This window comes from Algoriphagus locisalis (genome assembly GCF_900116615.1).
In the GTDB taxonomy this organism is placed as follows: domain Bacteria; phylum Bacteroidota; class Bacteroidia; order Cytophagales; family Cyclobacteriaceae; genus Algoriphagus; species Algoriphagus locisalis.
Genome location: NZ_FPBF01000001.1, coordinates 841,300 through 855,890, shown reverse-complemented (window position 1 = coordinate 855,890; position 14,591 = coordinate 841,300). Strand labels below are relative to the sequence as shown.

12 protein-coding genes are annotated in these 14,591 nt (G+C 39.0%); 6 read left to right on the top strand and 6 right to left on the bottom strand.

The features are described from left to right. Window positions 1-11: 11 nt before the first annotated feature. Both BM386_RS03715 and BM386_RS03710 read left to right on the top strand, forming a co-directional pair. Window positions 12-2,381: a S9 family peptidase gene (locus tag BM386_RS03715; protein WP_091691691.1), complete on the top strand. Its 2,370-nt coding sequence runs from the start codon at window positions 12-14 to the stop codon at window positions 2,379-2,381. Between the two features lie 377 nt (window positions 2,382-2,758). After that, window positions 2,759-4,024: a hypothetical protein gene (locus BM386_RS03710; RefSeq protein WP_091691690.1), complete on the top strand. Its 1,266-nt coding sequence runs from the start codon at window positions 2,759-2,761 to the stop codon at window positions 4,022-4,024. A 158-nt stretch (window positions 4,025-4,182) separates the two neighbouring features. Here BM386_RS03710 and BM386_RS03705 read toward each other — a convergent pair whose 3' ends face one another. The 6 genes from BM386_RS03705 to BM386_RS03680 form a co-directional block, all read right to left on the bottom strand. Then, window positions 4,183-4,413, bottom strand: a complete 231-nt coding sequence (locus BM386_RS03705) for an acyl carrier protein (protein WP_091691689.1) — start codon at window positions 4,411-4,413, stop codon at window positions 4,183-4,185. A gap of 61 nt (window positions 4,414-4,474) precedes the next feature. Then, on the bottom strand, window positions 4,475-7,633 hold the full coding sequence (locus BM386_RS03700) for an efflux RND transporter permease subunit (protein WP_091691688.1): 3,159 nt from the start codon (window positions 7,631-7,633) through the stop codon (window positions 4,475-4,477). Window positions 7,634-7,636: 3 nt separating this feature from the next. Further along, window positions 7,637-8,689: an efflux RND transporter periplasmic adaptor subunit gene (locus BM386_RS03695; protein ID WP_091691687.1), complete on the bottom strand. Its 1,053-nt coding sequence runs from the start codon at window positions 8,687-8,689 to the stop codon at window positions 7,637-7,639. A gap of 27 nt (window positions 8,690-8,716) precedes the next feature. Further along, window positions 8,717-10,084 carry a TolC family protein gene (locus tag BM386_RS03690; protein WP_091691686.1) on the bottom strand — a complete coding sequence of 456 codons (1,368 nt, stop codon included), beginning with the start codon at window positions 10,082-10,084 and terminating at the stop codon, window positions 8,717-8,719. A gap of 72 nt (window positions 10,085-10,156) precedes the next feature. Beyond that, window positions 10,157-10,618: a GbsR/MarR family transcriptional regulator gene (locus BM386_RS03685; protein WP_091691685.1), complete on the bottom strand. Its 462-nt coding sequence runs from the start codon at window positions 10,616-10,618 to the stop codon at window positions 10,157-10,159. 140 nt (window positions 10,619-10,758) lie between these two features. Then, window positions 10,759-11,151 carry a winged helix-turn-helix transcriptional regulator gene (locus BM386_RS03680; RefSeq protein ID WP_091691684.1) on the bottom strand — a complete coding sequence of 131 codons (393 nt, stop codon included), beginning with the start codon at window positions 11,149-11,151 and terminating at the stop codon, window positions 10,759-10,761. Window positions 11,152-11,266: 115 nt separating this feature from the next. Between BM386_RS03680 and BM386_RS03675 the strand changes: the two genes are divergently transcribed. From BM386_RS03675 to BM386_RS03660, 4 genes are all read left to right on the top strand, one after another. Further along, window positions 11,267-11,623: a DoxX family protein gene (locus BM386_RS03675; RefSeq protein ID WP_091691683.1), complete on the top strand. Its 357-nt coding sequence runs from the start codon at window positions 11,267-11,269 to the stop codon at window positions 11,621-11,623. A gap of 124 nt (window positions 11,624-11,747) precedes the next feature. Next, window positions 11,748-12,311 (top strand): helix-turn-helix transcriptional regulator, encoded by a 564-nt coding sequence (locus tag BM386_RS03670; RefSeq protein ID WP_170857027.1) that lies wholly within the window; start codon window positions 11,748-11,750, stop codon window positions 12,309-12,311. A gap of 244 nt (window positions 12,312-12,555) precedes the next feature. Further along, window positions 12,556-13,158, top strand: a complete 603-nt coding sequence (locus BM386_RS03665) for an RNA polymerase sigma factor (RefSeq protein ID WP_170857026.1) — start codon at window positions 12,556-12,558, stop codon at window positions 13,156-13,158. Between the two features lie 146 nt (window positions 13,159-13,304). Then, window positions 13,305-14,384 carry a FecR family protein gene (locus BM386_RS03660; protein ID WP_091691680.1) on the top strand — a complete coding sequence of 360 codons (1,080 nt, stop codon included), beginning with the start codon at window positions 13,305-13,307 and terminating at the stop codon, window positions 14,382-14,384. The last annotated feature ends 207 nt before the right edge of the window (window positions 14,385-14,591 follow it).

The window sequence follows — 14,591 nt, the reverse complement described above, 5'->3', positions numbered from 1 at the left end:
CCCTTACGAATATGCAGCGAAAACTACTGTTTCTGCCTTTGCTTTGCATTGCCTTTTTGCAAGCTCAGGCACAATCAAATTTAAGTGTAGAATACATCATGCGTGACCCCATGTGGATGGGGACTTTTCCCTCTTCGGCTTCTTGGAGCGATGATTCTCAAACAATTTACTTTCGTTATAATCTTGCTAATGATCCCGCTGATTCATTGTATAAAATAGGTTTGGCTAATAAAGCTTCTATTTCAAAAGTGACCTGGGATGAAATGAAGGCAAATGAACGTGATGGTGAAGACTTTAATACAGATAAATCGCTTCGTATTTTTCAGGACGGAAAAAAACTAATGTTGGAGGATATGTCATCCAAAAGCACAAGTCTTTTGCTTGAATTCCCTGAAAACTTTACTAACCCGACCTTTATGGCTAATGAAATGGAAATCTCCCTTTCATCCAAAAGCAATATTTTCATTTTCAATAGATCCACCAAAACTTTAAGAAAAGTCACTAATATATCCACTGAATCTAAGCCAAAGGACAGGTCTAAGAGCGAAGATGAAAAAGTGGAATGGTTGGAATCAGAAAATTTAGAACTACTTGGAGTTGTAAACGAGCGCAAAGAAAAAGCTAAGATGCGTAGCGATTATAGAGATGCTTACAGGGATTCTGAGGAAGAGGAATTTACCTATTACACTGATGGTAAAAGCCCTGCAAATCTTCAACTATCACCTGATGGCAACTTTGCGACTTTTACGCTATACACTTCTTCAAGTAATAAAAACACCAAAGTTCCGGACTATGTGGATGCCTCCGGATACACAGTTGATCTCAATGCACGCGCAAAAGTAGGAACTACTCCTACCAAAACTGAAGTCGGAATCTATGACCTAACGCGAGATACAGTTTATTTCATCAGCGCATCCGAACTTCCAGGCATTAAGGATTTACCGGATTATGTATCTGATTACCCTGATAAAACATGGGATGAAAAAGAAAGAGATGTGGCTTTTTCCAGCCCATATTTTTCTCCTGATGGCAAAAAAGCAATTATCAATATTAGATCAAATGACAATAAAGATCGATGGATTGCTTCTATTGACTTAGAAACTGGAGCATTAAGCACCTTAGATAGGCAAAGAGATGAAGCATGGATCGCTGGGCCAGGTGTCGGATATTCTTTCTCCGGAGGCACTATGGGATGGTTGCCTGATAATAAGCACATCTATTTTCAATCTGAAGAAACTGGATATTCTCATCTATATCTGCTGGATGTGACTAATGGAGAGAAGAAAGCATTGACATCAGGAACCTATGAGGTTTTTGACCCTTTCTTATCAAAGGACAAAAAATCCTGGTACCTCACCACATCTGAAGTGGATCCAGGCGAGCGCCATTTCTACAAGATGCCTGTAATGGGTGGTAAAATGGATAAGCTAACTTCTTTGACAGGGAATAACGATGTGGCACTTTCACCGGACGAGAAGAAACTTGCCATCATCTATTCGTACAGTAACAAACCGGCTGAACTATATATCCAAGACAATAAAGCTGGCTCAAAAGCAGAGCAATTGACCTCGGGTCAAAGCGAGGAATTCCAAGCTTATAATTGGAGAGAGCCGCAAATCGTACGATTTACTGCAGAAGACGGAGCTCAGGTTCCAGCTAGACTTTACACTCCAGATCCATCCAAAAAGAACGGAGCTGCAGTAGTATTTGTCCATGGTGCAGGCTACTTACAAAATGTCCACAAATGGTGGAGTAGCTACTTTAGAGAATACATGTTCCATAATTTATTGACTGATTTGGGTTATACTGTTTTGGATATTGATTACCGTGGATCTGCAGGCTATGGTCGTGATTGGAGAACTGGTATTTATCGCCACATGGGAGGAAAAGACCTTTCAGATCAAGTGGATGGCGTGAAATACCTAATTGCAAACCATGGTGTAGATCCTGAAAGAGTTGGTTTATATGGAGGTAGCTACGGTGGTTTCATTACTTTAATGGCACTTTTCAATGCTTCAGAAACCTTCAAGTCAGGAGCAGCTCTACGTTCAGTTACTGATTGGGCACATTACAATCACGGCTACACAGCAAATATCCTGAATACTCCAGAAGAAGATCCTATTGCCTACCGTCGTTCCTCTCCTATCTACTTTGCTGAAGGTTTAGAAGGAAACTTACTGATGGCTCACGGAATGGTAGATGCCAATGTGCACTTCCAAGATGTGGTCAGACTTTCACAGCGTTTTATTGAGCTTGGAAAAGACAACTGGGAAATGGCAATCTATCCTGTAGAAGATCACGGATTCGTGGAACCTAGTTCTTGGACAGATGAATACAAGCGTATTCTGAAGTTGTTTAATACTACGCTGCTCGAAGAGTAGAATTTCACTTTATAGCATAAAAATCAAAATGGCTGTTCGTTCGTACAGCCATTTTTTTTGTGAAAATGTAGCCAATGTTATTGGCTAAGATTTTCCACCAAAACAGCATTGAAAAAAAAGAGTATAAGTAAGATACTACCTTGTTTCTAGGACAGCAAAAGCTAAATCCAACTTGCTATCTCTCGGAAACCTTAGGGTTCTCTGCGGTCAAAAAATCAGACTATTAGGTTTTCGATCAAGGATTACAAAAGATGTTTTTCTCGGAAATTGAACCTTTGATTAAATGACTTTTTAAATAATTGTAAAAATCTATTTCAATTCGACAAATCATTAGTTTAAGAAAGCATAATGATTTAGTTTTGGTGAAAAATCAGTTAATGAAAAGAACAATACTCTTCGTAATCATCATGTGGTCAATTGCTGCCTGTCAAGAAATTTCAGAGCCACCCACTCCACCAACTCCTGACAAACCAATAACAAAGCCTATTGAAGGACCGCTTCTCTTAGAAGTTGAAATTGACCCTGACTATCTTATAACAACAGGCTTTGTATTTCTACATAATTCAGATGGCAAATGGTTAGGTTACTCTGAAATAAAAAATGGAGAAGAATATTCATGGGAAATAGAATTAAATGAATCCTACCAACTCACACTATATTTGAAGGAGGGAGATGAAGATTCAAATTTTCATAGTTTCGCAACTTATCGAGACATTCCAGTTGATCAAAAATTATATCTATCCAGAGGATGGACAGCGAATACAAACGCAATGACTTATAATAATAATCAAACAACTTTAAAAATAGATCATGGTTCTAACTTGCGTCAAATTCATATAACAAGTGAATACACACCGTTCGTAATACGCTCTCAGATATTGCCTATAAATAATCAAATTAGCTTTCAATCGATTAAAGAAAATAATGAATATATGATTGTGGCTAGGGATGAAAATGGGTTACCTAAATACCAAATAATCCCTGATATTAGAACTACTAATATGCACATATTTAATTTTGGGGAACTTAAAGAATTTGACCGATTAAATATAGTACCCACTGAAAACTTGAATAATTTTTCCGCTTTTGTTATAGGTCTGAATAAAAAGGAGGAAGGATATAGAGGTGGATATTATACTTCTAATATAACATCAACGTACCCAACACTCCCAACTATAACTCTTGGCTATCTTGACAGATACCCTTATAATTATACAAGTATTTCTGTACTTGACAATAAAAGCAATGAGCTTCTTGGATATAGATCAATAAGTAAAATCCCAAAGCAAGTAGATCTACCAAACCCAGAAACTTTTGAAATAATTGATTCTACTAGAGAAAATTTTGAATATACTCCATTACCTCAAGCTCGCTTTAAAATGGTTAATTGGTTATATAATTCAAGCAATACGCAGATCTTTTGGAATTTGTTATCAGAAAACGATTTGAAATTCAATTTAGAATTTCCTGATGAGATTGTAAACGAACTAACTATCTTGAAAAACATAGATGCACTAAAATTATTTAATCTGAATCAAACAAAATCATCCTTAACATATCAGGAATACCTTAAATCATTTTTGCTAAACAATGAATATTTAGTGGAATACGAAAATTATACTTATGTTAATAACTATTATTAACTATACAATAGTTGCTTCTCAGTAGTTAAAACCCAACTTTAAATTAAGAAGTAGACTTTCCAAATCTAACAAGTCATATGCTATATTAAAAAAAGAGTCCCACACTCGCCGGACTCTTTTTCGAAAGTACGGGCGAAAGATGTTTCACCCCTACAAAATCAACTCATCAACAATTCAATAATCTGGGCGGGTGCTTGCACACCATCAACTTTGTCATCCTCGATCTGTTTTCTCAATTCGTATTCCAGTTCGAAGATCAAACCAGATACAAATACCTTGTCCATTCTCAAATCGCTTTCGAATGAAGCGTATTTTCTCTTTCCTGTCAGATCTATTCCATATTGATGGAAGACCTTTGATATTTTGCGCAAATCAGTATAATTCTTCATTGGGTATGTAGTTTAAACCCTTGCTGATCTTGCCGAGCAGCAAAGGTTATTTATTCAATTTTTAGACGTAAGCAGCAGCTTCGGATTCAAACTCTTCCACATTGGTGTCCTCGAGTTCGATTTGCTTCTTCTCTCCTTTTCCGATTTTCACCATAAATCTGTCAAACAGGTAATAGATCACCGGAACGACAACCAAAGTCAGGAACATGGATGAAAGCAAACCGCCGATGATTACCCATGCCAAACTGTTTTTCCATTCAGCACCAGCCCCGGTCGCCAACGCAATCGGCATCATACCAATCACCATCGCGATCGTAGTCATCAGAATCGGACGGAAACGAATCTTCACAGCTTTCTCCAAAGCAACTTTCACTTCTACTCCTTCTGCTTTTAGCTGATTAGTGAAATCGACCAGTAGAATTGCGTTCTTCGCCACAAGTCCCATTAGCATGATCAGACCCATGATAGAGAAGATACTAAGCGTTCCTTTCGTCAGTGCCAAAGCAAGTAAGGATCCGATCAAAGCCATTGGAAGTGAGAACATCACCACCAAAGGATAGACATAAGAATCATACAAAGCCACCATAATCAAGTAGATCAAAATAATGGAGGCCAAAAGCGCAATTCCCAATGAACCAAAGCCTTCAGACTGGTTTTTCATATCACCGTCATAGTTGATCTGCACTTGTTGAGGAAGCTCCATCGCATCGATAGCGGCAGTCAATTCTGCCCCAACTGTACCAGAAGGAACACCCGCTACCTGAGAAGTGATTTTGGCAGAAGAAACACGGTCTCTTCTTTCCAATTTGGTTGGACCTTCAGACTGATTAACTGTCGCAAACTGCTCTAGTTTGATCAGTTTACCACTTCTATTTAAGAAAGTAAGGTTTTGAACATCTGAGATCGATTTTCTATCAAACTCATTCAACTTAACTAGAATGTCATATTCATAGTCTCCATCAGTGTATTTAGAATCGTCGTTACCGTTGAAGGCAACTTGAAGCGCTCCACCAACCATATCCATGGAAAGGCCCAGCTCATTCATTTTATAGCGATCCACTTCTACACGGATTTCTGGGTTACCGTCTTCGAGAGAACTTTCGATCTTACGTGTTCCTTTCAATCCTGCTAAAATTCCTTCGATTTTATCGGAAACAATACGGATTGAATCTTTGTCAGGCCCAGAAACGATCACCTGGATCGGTGCATCATTCGCAGTTCCCATTATAGAAATCGGTACACCTGTATATTCAGCACCTGTAATATTCTCCTCTAGGTAATTCTCAAGAGTTCTCGCGTAATCAGGCCCCGTCATAGTTCTATGTTCAGGGTCAACTAGCTTAACTAGGATTTCTGAAGTAAATGGAGAGGATTGAGAACCTGTAAATTGACCAGAAGCCACGCCCACAGTGGTAAATACTTCTGTAACTTCAGGCAACGTCCTCAGGTAATCTTCTACTTCTCGAGTCTTGAAGTTGGTTTGCTCCAAGGTTGCATCTTTTGGAAGCTCTAGTCTAAGTAGGAATTCTCCTCTATCACCTTCGGAAACGAATTCGGAGCCGATAAAGCCTTGAATCACTAGGAAGAAAGAAGATATAAACAGCACAAAAGTAATTCCGAGCAAGGCGATTTTATGTGCAAATCCCCATCTCAAAATTCCAACTAACCAGTCGACAAATGAATCCAATCCAGACTCAAATCCATAGACGATTTTTCCGAAGAAGGAATTCTTATCCAAATGCTCCAGCTTCGAGAACCTAGAGGTGAGCAGCGGAATCAGCGTAAATGCTACCAGCAAGGAAATCAAAGTGGCTGTCGCTACAGTAATACTGAACTGAGCCAAAATACCTCCAATCAAACCACCAGTCATCGCCAATGGCACGAATACCACGATAATCACCAAGGTGATAGAAACTACTGTTGCACCAATTTCGCGGATACCATCATAAGATGCCTGAGCGATAGTTTTACCCATTTCCAAGTGACGGTAGATATTTTCTATAACTACAATAGCATCATCCACAAGAATACCTACCACTAGGGAAAGTGCAAGCAATGACATCAAGTTCAGTGTAAAACCAGCCAAGAACATTACTGTGAAAGTTGCTACGATGGATGCTGGAACTGCTACCATGACGATGATTGCATTTCGGATACTATGTAAGAACAATAGCATAATCAAAGCCACTAGCACAATCGCAATCACCAAATCCGTAATCACGTGATTTGCCGCTTCCAAGGTAAACTCGGATGTGTTTTGAGAAATCTGGAAGGAAACACCTTCCGCATTATACGTCTGCTCTAGTGTATGAAGCTCATGCTCCAACACTTCAGAAACTTCCACTGCATTGGCATCGGATTGCTTTTGTACAGTAAGACCAATTGCTGATTTACCGTTAAGTCTAGTAAGAATGTCCTCATCTTTGTAAGAATCTTCCACTTCAGCTACTTCTTTCAACTGAATCGGAGATTCATCTAAGCGATAGGCAATTACTAGATTTTCTATGTCCTGAATGTTCTGGAATTTACCCGCAAGACGAATCAAAACCTGTCCTTCCTTATCTTTCAATCGACCCGTAGGAAAATCAAGATTACTGGCATTGATAGTCTGAGCTACAGAAATCGGAGAAATACCGTATCCATCCAGCTTATTCCTATCCAAGTTTACTTTGATCTCACGTTCAGTACCTCCAAGCATATTCACTTGTGCAACACCTTTGATCTGGGCCAATGAAGGCTGAATCTTGTTTTTGATCAAATCATAAAACTCGGAAGGCTTCAAATCTGAATAAACTGCCAATTGCATGATAGGCAAATCATCCAAATCAAACTTCCCCAAACTAGGAGGGTCAGCATCATCAGGAAGATCACCCAAAATCGCATTGATCTTACGCTGCGCATCCTGCATAGAATAATCTACATCCTCTCCTGCTTCAAGTTCAATCGTGATGATCGATATGCTTTCCTGAGAAATGGAATTCATGGACTTGATACCTTCCAGAGACGCTACCGCATCCTCGATCTTCTTAGTTACGGAAGTTTCCACTTCCGATGGAGCTGCACCAGGATAGACCGTAGAAATGGTTACCACATTGGTTTCCATTTTAGGTAAAAGCTCGTAGGACAACTGAGAGTAGGAAAAAAGTCCCAGCAATGTCAGTACGGTAAACAGCACGACCACCATGGTCGACCGTTGTATGGATATTTTAGTGATTTGCATAGTTTACTGAACTTTGACTTTTGTTCCTTCTTTCACATTGATCAGACCAGAAGCGATCACTTCGTCACCGGATTTCAATCCGTCAAGGATCTCTACTGTTCCGTCATCCAAAGGATGGATTTTCACTGGCTGATAAGCAGCCACGCCATCTTTGATAAGGTAAACTCCCGGATCTTTCAAGCTTCCTGCGATAGACTTTCTGTCAATTTTCAGCACCTTCTCTTCCTGAGAAAATTTGAACTGAGCAGTTCCGAACATACCTGGCTTGATTTGATCTTGATTTTTACTGTTCATGATCAATTCCACTTCGTATTTGAAAGAAGCATCCGCTTTATCAGAGATGAAATTCACTTTCCCGGTAAAGTCCTGATTTGACATCGCATTTACTCGCACTGCGATTTCATCGCCTTTAGTTACTTTGGAGATCTCGCTTTCAGTTACATTCACGGAAAGTTTCAAAGGATTTTTATTGATGATATCTGCCAAAGGCATTCCTGGGCTCACCAATGTTCCCATTTCGTAGTAGTCTTCGTTGATAAATCCAGCTATCGGAGCAGTGACCTGCGTGTCATCCAGTCTCTTTTTCAACGCTGATAATTGAGCATCCGCGATTTTGAAAGCCTTCTCATTTTCTTCCAATTGCTTCTTCGTGATTGCATCGGTGGAAGCAAGATTTTCAAAACGCTTCAGATCCTTTTCAGCCTGATCTCTATTCAGTTTTGCAATCGTATATTCAGCGCTGATCAGACGATCATCGATCTGCACGATCAAATCGCCTTTGCGCACGTAATCGCCTTTTCTTCTGTGGATTTTTACAATCGCTCCAGAAGTCTCAGACATCAATTTCAATTCCTGAGACGGTTCAAAAATCCCATTTGCTTCGAAATTTCTGTTTACGCTTTTCTCTTCCACTTTCTCCACCGTCACAGAGATATACTCGCTGGACTTCATGGCAAGCGTGGCCGCTTCGTTCATTTCTTGCTTATTGTTGTAAAGCGTGAAAGCAACTGCTCCTACACCGACTAGAAGAAGCGCTATGATTATTAATTTTTTCATCGTTTTGTCGTTGGTATGAGTTTTCTATTACAGTAAAAGATTTTTGATTTTTCCAGAAGAATTCAGAATCTCCAATTGAGCGATCCGAACCTGAATGATTTGATTATTATAGTTGGCTTGTGCCTCTCGCTGAGTAGTCTCCGAATCGAGCAAGTCTGTCAATGGACTTAGCCCTTCTTTATAAAGCAAAGTGGTTTCCTGAAAGACATCGTTTGCCAAATCCAGATTGCTGTCTAATGAAGCAAGGGTATTTAAAGAATTGTAGTATTTATTGAGAGCATTCTTGTATTCCAATTCCGCAGCATCTTCAGCTTGAAGTCGATCCAGATTCAATTGCTGGGCACTTACTTTGGACTGCGCAGCCTTGTATTTGGTCTGCATGCCGTCGAAAATCGGAATCTGAAGTTTCAAACCAATTAGAAATCCTTGGTACCAGACCTTACCCTGACTCATGAAGTCAAATTCCTGAGAGAATGCATTCTTATTCCAGTCTGCGAAACCAACTAATTGAGGCTGGTGCGCAGCCTTGATATTCTTGTATTCATATTCATAAAGTTTCTCCTGCACACCTAAAACCTGGATGTCTTTTCTGTCGAAAATATTGAAATCCTGAACTTGGAAATCCTTCACTTTCTGATCCATGTCAGCTACGCTCTGATCCAAATTGATTTCCGTATCGACTGGAATTCCCATTAATAATTTCAAATAACCTTCCCGCTGATAAATACCGATCTCCAGGTTTTCCAATTCACTTTGGATGGAGGTCAGGTTAACTTTCACCCGATTGAGATCGACTTTCCTAGCCAGATCATTATCATATTGAGACTGTAGGATTTTCTCCAAACTCTCCAGCTGATCTATATTCGCCAGCAAATTCTCTTTCTGAAGTTCCAATTGAATCACTCCCAAGAAATTCATGGATATCTCGTGAATCACATCTTCTTCTGATTGTTCTGCCAAAATCCTGTAAAACTCTTCTCCGGTTTTTGCGGCTTTCAGACCAATCAAATATGAATTGCTGAAAATCAACTGGTTCAATTCAAAACCAGCTTTCAATGACTGTGGCACACCTAGAGAGATTACCTGAATCTCATTTGGGTCTCCCCCAAAAATCCCACCTGGTACTGCCTGAGGAAATACATCCAGAAAATTGTTGTATTGCCCATAAGCTGAGAACTGGGGCAGCCCTGCTCCTCTGATCTCGTTGCGCTGATATTTCGCCTTTTCCTCATCCAGGATGGCCTTTTTCAGCGTTCGGTTGTTTTCCAAACCGATCTGAATACTCTCTTTCAAGGTGAGTGTATCCGGAATTTCGAACTCCTGCACAGTTTCTTGCCCCGCAGCCAGCGCTGGAGCTATAAAGAAAAATGCATACGTTAAATACTTCTTTAACATGTCGTTGATTAATAGTTTGTTATAAAATATATAGTTGGTTCTGTTTTTAATGAACTTACTGTTGAAATTTTTTTAGGCTTGTTGCCTTTTAAACCTTTCGAAAAGCGCAGGAATTTCCTTTTTGAAGAAACCCAAGAAATCAGAGAAGTCTTTCATTTTACAATTGAACTCCTGATTCTTCTCGGTTCTCACTTCCAATACTTCGTCAATAAACTTTTGGATCTCAGCGATATTTTCCAATTCCTTGGCAAAGTCGGCTCTCCAATCACTCAATTTCAGCGCAAAATATCTTTTTCTGTCACCTGGACGCGTGGAATACACACATCTATCTTTTGCCTGTAGGAATGTCAGTGCGTTACTAACGGCACTCTTGCTGACTCCAAGTTGTTCCACGATCTCATCAAAAGAAACTTCCCCATCTTCATGGACAAGAAGCAAACCTATGATTCTTCCCACCAAAGGCTGCATGCCTTTGTGCTCATGGAAAACTCCGATTCGCTCAATCAGTTCCTTGTGTTTTTCAGTCAATACCATAATTGTTGTATTTGGGTTATGTGCTAGTAACGGGACAAAGGTAAACAAAGTTCAGTTAGTTCTGCAAATAGAGAACCAAATATTTTCAAGAATTAAATTAGGCAGAAAAAATCTTCTGAATAAAAAAGACCATTTACTGTTTACCCAAGGTTACTCTTATCTACTGGTTCATTAACTAGATCTGCGCCAAAGATTTTTTGCCGATGTTTTTCTCCCCATATATGAAGCGCAGAGATTACGTCTTTAAGCGTCTCACCGTAGGGAGTCATGGTGTATTCTACAGTCACTGGAAATGTATCATAGACTTTCCGCTTCACCAATTGATTTAATTCCAAATCCCGTAGCTCCTTCGAAAGCATGCGGTCTGTAATCCCAGGAACTTGTCTGGAAATTTCCGAAAACCGCTTATATCCATGGAGCAAAGCCACAATTATAGGCAGCTTCCACTTTCCATTTAAAACATCCAGTGCATCCTGAACAGGACGAATTATCCCGGTGCATTGGCTGTGGTTTGATTTATCTGGCTTTTCCATATGGCAAATATAACAAGAGATACATTGAACTATACCAAAGTATAGTACTATACGCGAGTATAGTACTTACAAATGTATAGCTAATTACGATAAGTTTGTGACAAATAATAACACTATGACTAATAAAATTATCTATTGGACTGCTACAGGCCTAATCTCACTCATGATGCTTTTCAGTGCTTATGCTTATTTCGCAGACCCGAATGTTTCCGCAGGTTTTACTGCTATGGGATTCAAGGATTTCTTCCGGATTGAACTTGGAATCGCGAAAATACTTGGAGTTATCGTACTCCTAATTCCAGCCTTCCCTAAGCTGGTAAAGGAATGGGCTTACGCAGGTTTTGGTATCACATTTATCTCAGCATTCATTGCTCACGCTGCAAATGGGGATCCCGTTTCGGCTATGATCATGCCTTTGGTGGCGTTGGCCTTACTGGTCGTTTCCAGGGTTTTTCTAGCAAAAATCAGTTGATTATTCTCTAATCCAAAAAGCATCCTCTGAGATTTCCTAGGATGCTTTTTGCATTTTTTACTGGGTAAGGCCGAGAACTAAAGCAGGATCAAATACATTTGATAGAATATTAATCCTTTGAATTATGCCCCTGATTTACGTCAAAAACATGGTTTGCCCAAGATGCATTGCCTCAGTTACTGAGACCTTAGATCAGCTCCAACTCTCCTATTCCTCAGTTGATTTGGGTAAAATAACGCTTGATTCTCCGCTAAACACCATTCAAACTAAAGAATTATCGGCTGCCTTGAAAGCTCGTGGTTTTGAATTGTTAGAAGATGGAAAATCGTCCTTGATATCTCAGATCAAAAGTATTTTAATCGAACGCATCCAGCATTCTGATGGCAATAGATCTGAGAATTATTCAAGCTTTATCTCCGATAAACTTAACCATGAATACACTTATCTGAGTAAGCTTTTTTCACAGGTAGAAGGAATCACCATTGAGAAATTCATCACCAAAGTAAAAATAGAACGAGTGAAGGAATTGATGATTTACAACGAAATGAGTCTATCAGAAATAGCTGATCAACTCGGCTACAGCAGCGTGGCTTACCTCTCATCCCAGTTCAAAAAAGAAACAGGTATGACTCCTTCATCATTCAAAAAATCTGGTGAAGAATCGAGAGTGGGATTGGATAAAATTTAGGAATAAGCTTAGTAAACTTTTATATAAAAATTTACCCTGATTAAAGAACATCATTTTAAAAACAAAATAACTCTCAGACTTTATATACTACATTTTTTTAAGAATGTATCTGTCGATGGCCGATTTTTACTGAAATGAAAATGGGTTTCTTCAAAACAATTTTACCTTCGCTTAATCATAATTAATTTTTATAGCGCTAAAAAATTTCTTTACTTAGCCAAAATAAAAATAACCCAAGATTATCTTGACTTTTTTTAAGACATACGCCCTAGAAAGTCCATCTCTGGATACGTTATGGTCTGATTTGCGATCAGGGGACAAGTCAGCTTTGGAGGCGATATATAGAAATTTCATACAGGACTTGTTCAATTTTGGCATGAGCCTTCATGCAGATGAAACCTTGGTCAAGGATTCAATTCAAGACATTTTTATAGACTTGTGGAACTATCGATCCAAGCTCTGCACTGAGGCTAATATCAAGCAGTATTTATTCAAATCCCTTTCTAATAGAATCCATAAGGAGTTGGGGAAAAATGCACGGAGAACTTCTATCCATTGGATGGTCGATCAAGAAGAGCTGGTAGATTCGACAGAAGATGTTTTGATTCAAGGTCAACTAGCCTCTGAGCTTTCTTCTAAAATGAAGCTTGCACTAGAAAAATTACCTATACGCCAGAAGGAGGTCTTGCAGTATCTATATTTTCAAAAACTTAGCTATGAAGACACTTCCAAACTGCTTGATATCAACATTCGCTCTACTTATACCCTAGCGTGGAAAGCTATAAATGCGCTGAAAAAATCAATTATTTCATTGAGCCTTCTTATTTTATCCTTCCTTGCGCTGTAGTAAATTTCTATTAAAGGCGTATTTTCTTTGATGATTTCGCAATCGATTGAGTAGTTTTTTGAAGGATTTGAAAAAGTTAAAAAAAATTAAAATTCTGAAGGATAACTTTTGACTCCTGCCTCCTTAATGTAGTGAATAGACTCATTATGGATAAATTAAATTTCTCAGTAGAAGATTTCGTCCTTGACACTGCTTTCAGGGAATGGATTCTGTCTCCGACCGCAAAGAGAAATCTTCAATGGGAAGAATATATTGTCAGAAACCCCCAAAGCATAGAGCATATCAGAATTGCCAGGCAGATAGTTCTGAACATGCCTTCGAAAGAATTTATGTTAAACGAGCGACAGGTAGATTCGCTTTGGGAAAAAATAGATAAAAACCTTGATTTCAAAGATTTACCAAGAGAAGCTAAAAGTTTTCCTATTAATTCCTCGGCTACAATTTCAAGATATACAACTGAAAAAAGTAAGTATAGAATCAATTTCCAAGTACTTAAGGTAGCTGCGCTAATCCTGCTGGCATTTGCACTTGGCATTTTGTATTTTACCATGCCCGAAATAGAAAAAAAACCTGAAATAAAGTGGTTGACTTATTCTACTAAGCCGGGCGTGAAATCTTCCGTCACACTCAGTGACGGATCAGTGGTCAAACTGAACGCAGGAAGTAGTATTCGCTATGTACAGAATTTTGTGGGCAATACTCGGGAAGTATTCTTAGATGGAGAAGCGTTCTTTGAAGTAGCCCATGATACCATCAAGCCATTTATAGTCCACACCAAGGATATTTCTACGAGAGCGATGGGCACGGCTTTCAATATTCAAGCAGGACAAAATGGGAAAATCATCATCTCACTTTTGACTGGCAAAGTAGAAGTCAAATCCCAGCAGGTTCCTGAGTTCTTGGATTACTTGACTCCTGGAGAGCAGATTCAGACTGTGACTATGGGCAAATACTGGGAAAAAGGCAGTTTCGAAGAAGACGTAGTAATGGCCTGGCTGGACCAAACGATCATTTTTGATAGCACGCCCCTACCTGAAGCTGTCGAAATGCTTGAAAACTGGTTCGGTGTGAAAATCACCCTACTGAATTTCAATGATCAAAACCTGACTCTTTCAGGAAAATACAAAGGAGAGACTTTAAAAAACATCCTTGACGGATTGAGTTATACCGCCCGATTTAAGTACGAAATCGATGGCAAACAAATTAAAATAAATTTCAAACAATAACCCCCTCTTATTTCTATGCAAAAAAAACAAAAGAATTCACAAGTGAAAACGACTGAAGATGCGTCAACATCTCCAGTCTTAGGTTTCAGAATGTTTCGTCAAAAGCATTCTGGATTTTAGATCAAACCAATCACAATAGTTTAAACCAAAATTAAAATTATGAAAAATGACATACGGTTACGCATTTTAACTGTACCAAAGAGAATA